Below are 3,812 nucleotides of genomic sequence, written 5' to 3' on the forward strand. Positions count from 1 at the left end.
TCACCCGGCTTTCTGCGAAAGCAGACCTCTCCCTACAGGAGAGGGGACCCGCGCCCGATCCGCGGACGGCATTGCGCTGACGCGCCGTTAAAAGAATCCACACCCCACACGCCCCGACGGGCGAAAGGACGAACCGATGAAGAAGCTGCTGTTCCTCTTCGACACCGACGCGGTGCCGAGCGTGTTCGACACGGTCGTCGGCTACGACGGCGGGGCCGACCACATCACCGGCTACGGCAACGTCACGCCCGACAACGTCGGCGCGCTCGTCGACGGCACGATCTACACCCGCGGCGGCTCCGAGAAGAAGTCGACCGCGATCTTCGTCGGCGGCGGCTCCATGGCGGCCGGCGAGGCGGTGCTGGACGCGGTCAAGAAGCGCTTCTTCGGGCCCTTCCGCGTCTCCTGCATGCTCGACTCGAACGGATCGAACACCACGGCCGCCGCCGGCGTCGCGCTGGTCGCCAAGGCGGCGGGCTCGCTTCAGGGCAAGCGGGCGGTGGTGCTCGCCGGCACCGGCCCGGTCGGCATGCGCTCGGCGGCGCTGCTCGCCCGCGAGGGCGCCGAGGTGACGCTGTGCGGCCGCTCGCTCGACAAGGCGCAGGCCTCGGCGGACGCCGTCAACAAGCGCTTCGGCGTGAACGTCAAGGCGGCCGAGACCCCGGATGCCGGCTCGCGCGCCCGGATCATCAAGGGCCAGAACCTCGTCTTCTCGGCCGGCGCCATCGGCCTCGAACTCGTCCCCGAGGAGGCCTGGAAGGACGAGGCCTCGATCGAGTTCCTGGCCGACTACAACGCGCAGCCCCCGCTCGGGCTCGGCGGCCTCGAGGCGATGGACAAGGGCAAGGACCGGCACGGCAAGAAGGCCTTCGGCGCGCTCGGCATCGGCGGCCTCAAGCTGAAGCTCCACCGCGCCTGCGTCGGCCAGCTCTTCGACAACACCGAGCAGGTGCTCGATGCCGAGGAGATCTACGCGCTCGCCAAGAAGATGGCCTGAGGAGGGACCCGATGGCCGAGAACGAGACGATCGCGGAGTTCCTGGACGGGCTGGCGAGTTCCAGCCCCACGCCGGGCGGCGGCGGGGCCGCCGCCATCTCGGGCGCCATGGGGGCGGCGCTCGTCTCGATGGTGTGCAACCTCACCATCGGCAAGAAGAAGTACGTTGAGGTCGAGGCCGAGCTGCAGGAGGTTCTGGCCCGATCCGAGGCGCTGCGGGCCGAGCTCACCGGCATGATCGCCGAGGACGTGAAGGCCTTCGACGCGGTGATGGGCGCCTACGGCCTGCCGAAGGCCACCGACGACGAGAAGGCGGCCCGCGCCGCCAAGATCCAAGAGGCGCTGCGGGAGGCCACCGACGTGCCGCTCGCCTGCTGCCGCGCCTGCCGCAAGGTGATCGACCTCGCGCTGGTCACCGCCGAGAAGGGCAACCTCAACGTGGTGAGCGACGCGGGCGTCGCCGTGCTCTCGGCCTTCGCGGGCCTGCGCAGCGCGGCACTGAACGTCTGGGTCAACGCGAAGGGCCTGGAAGACCGCGCCTTCGCGGACCAGCGGCTCGCCGAACTCGAAGGGCTGCTCGGCGAGGCGGGCGCGCTCAACGAGCGCGTCTTCGAGATCGTGAAGGGCAAGGTGCGCTGAGGCGTCGACACCCCCGTCATCCCGGGGCTCGCCGCGGGCGAGAACCCGGGATGACGGAGCTGGCCTCGAGCGGCTTGGGACAACGGAAACACTGTGCAGTCGCGGCAAAGCTCTCGTGCGCCGCACCATTGAATACAGACAGCATTCGCTACACCTCAAGGTGCTTTCAACGCGAATGTCAAAAAATTTAATACCTCTGGGCGCTCCCGCGAAACAAAACTTGTCGCTATAAAATGCCCAGGACCGACGGAGCCGAAAAGGCCGGCTCGAAGACCAGCGGTCTCCCATAAAAAAATCGGAGGCGATGCCATGGACGTCCACGAGTACCAGGCCAAGGAGCTTCTCGCGAGCTTCGGCGTCGCGGTCCCGAAGGGCGCCGTCGCCTTCAGCCCGGACCAGGCGGTCTACGCGGCGACCGAGCTCGGCGGCTCGTTCTGGGCTGTGAAGGCGCAGATCCACGCGGGCGCCCGGGGCAAGGCCGGCGGGATCAAGCTCTGCCGCACCTACAACGAGGTGCGGGACGCCTCCCGCGAATTGCTGGGCAAGCGTCTCGTCACGATCCAGACGGGCCCCGAGGGTAAGCCGGTGCAGCGGGTCTACGTCGAGACCGCCGACCCGTTCGAGCGCGAACTCTATCTCGGCTACGTCCTCGACCGGAAGGCCGAGCGCGTGCGCGTCATCGCGAGCCAGCGCGGCGGCATGGACATCGAGGAGATCGCCGCGACCGACCCGGACGCGCTGATCCAGATCGTGGTCGAGCCCGCGGTCGGCCTGCAGCAGTTCCAGGCCCGCGAGATCGCCTTCCAGCTCGGGCTCAACATCAAGCAGGTCTCGGCCGCGGTGAAGACCATCATGAACGCCTACCGGGCGTTCCGCGACTGCGACGGCACGATGCTGGAGATCAACCCGCTCGTCGTCACGAAGGACGACCGGGTGCTGGCGCTCGACGCCAAGATGAGCTTCGACGACAACGCGATGTTCCGCCGCCGCCACATCGCGGACATGCACGACCCCTCGCAGAGCGACCCGCGCGAGGCCCAGGCCGCCGAGCACAACCTCAACTACATCGGCCTGGAGGGCGAGATCGGCTGCATCGTCAACGGCGCGGGCTTGGCCATGGCCACCATGGACATGATCAAGCACGCGGGCGGCGAGCCGGCCAACTTCCTGGACGTCGGCGGCGGCGCGAGCCCCGAGCGCGTCGCCACGGCCTTCCGGCTGGTGCTGTCCGACAAGAACGTGAAGGCGATCCTGGTCAACATCTTCGCAGGGATCAACCGCTGCGACTGGATCGCCGAGGGCGTGGTCAAGGCCGCCCGCGAGGTGAAGATCGAGGTGCCGCTGGTGGTGCGGCTGGCCGGCACGAACGTCGAGGCCGGCAAGCAGATCCTGGCCGAGAGCGGGCTCGACCTGATCACCGCCGACACGCTGTCGGAAGCCGCCGTCAAGGCGGTGGACGCCTGCAACACCGCCAAGAACAACTCAAAGAACCGCTGAGGGGAGATCGCGCCATGAGCATTCTCATCGACGAGAAGACCCCGATCCTCGTCCAGGGCATCACGGGCGACAAGGGCACGTTCCACGCCAAGGAAATGCTGGAGTACGGCACCAACGTCGTGGCGGGCGTCACCCCCGGCAAGGGCGGGCGCACCCATCTGGGCATCCCGGTCTTCAACACCGTCAAGGAGGCGGTGGCGGCCACGGGCGCCACCACCTCGATCACCTTCGTGGCCCCGCCGTTCGCGGCCGACGCGATCATGGAAGGGGCGGATGCGGGCCTGCGCCTCGTCTGCTCGATCACCGACGGCATCCCGGCCCAGGACATGATGCGGGTGAAGCGCTACCTGATGCGCTACCCCAAGGACCGCCGCACCATGGTGGTCGGCCCGAACTGCGCCGGCATCATCTCGCCCGGCAAGGCCATGCTCGGCATCATGCCGGGCCACATCTACCTCAAGGGCAATGTCGGGGTGATCTCGCGCTCCGGCACGCTCGGCTACGAGGCGGCCTCGCAGATGAAGGCTCTGGGCATCGGCATCTCGACCTCGGTCGGCATCGGCGGCGACCCGATCAACGGCTCGTCCTTCCTCGACCACCTGACGCTCTTCGAGCGCGACCCGGACACCCACGCGGTGCTGATGATCGGCGAGATCGGCGGTCCCCAGGAGGCCGAGGCC

4 protein-coding genes are annotated in these 3,812 nt (G+C 68.4%); all 4 read left to right on the forward strand.

Features of this window, described 5'->3' with window-relative positions; genetic code table 11:
* The first annotated feature begins 136 nt into the window (after window positions 1-136).
* Window positions 137-997, forward strand: coding sequence for an NADP-dependent methylenetetrahydromethanopterin/methylenetetrahydrofolate dehydrogenase (locus AX737_RS15415; protein WP_066922726.1), 861 nt, complete (start codon window positions 137-139; stop codon window positions 995-997).
* Window positions 998-1,008: 11 nt separating this feature from the next.
* Window positions 1,009-1,635, forward strand: coding sequence for a methenyltetrahydrofolate cyclohydrolase (gene fchA / locus AX737_RS15420; RefSeq protein WP_066922728.1), 627 nt, complete (start codon window positions 1,009-1,011; stop codon window positions 1,633-1,635).
* Between the two features lie 309 nt (window positions 1,636-1,944).
* Window positions 1,945-3,132 carry a malate--CoA ligase subunit beta gene (locus tag AX737_RS15425; protein ID WP_066922730.1) on the forward strand — a complete coding sequence of 396 codons (1,188 nt, stop codon included), beginning with the start codon at window positions 1,945-1,947 and terminating at the stop codon, window positions 3,130-3,132.
* A gap of 14 nt (window positions 3,133-3,146) precedes the next feature.
* On the forward strand, window positions 3,147-3,812 hold a 666-nt coding region (locus AX737_RS15430; protein WP_066922732.1), incomplete at its 3' end, for a malate--CoA ligase subunit alpha.

Origin of the sequence: Methylobacterium sp. CCH5-D2 (assembly GCF_001556475.1) — a bacterium.
Lineage (GTDB): Bacteria > Pseudomonadota > Alphaproteobacteria > Rhizobiales > Beijerinckiaceae > Methylobacterium > Methylobacterium hispanicum.

Excerpts from the sequence above, each read along its gene's own strand:
- AX737_RS15425 (WP_066922730.1), top strand. The coding sequence starts at position 1,945 with ATGGACGTCCACGAGTACCAGGCCAAGGAGCTTCTCGCGAGCTTCGGC.
- fchA (WP_066922728.1), top strand. The coding sequence starts at position 1,009 with ATGGCCGAGAACGAGACGATCGCGGAGTTCCTGGACGGGCTGGCGAGT.
- AX737_RS15415 (WP_066922726.1), top strand. The coding sequence starts at position 137 with ATGAAGAAGCTGCTGTTCCTCTTCGACACCGACGCGGTGCCGAGCGTG.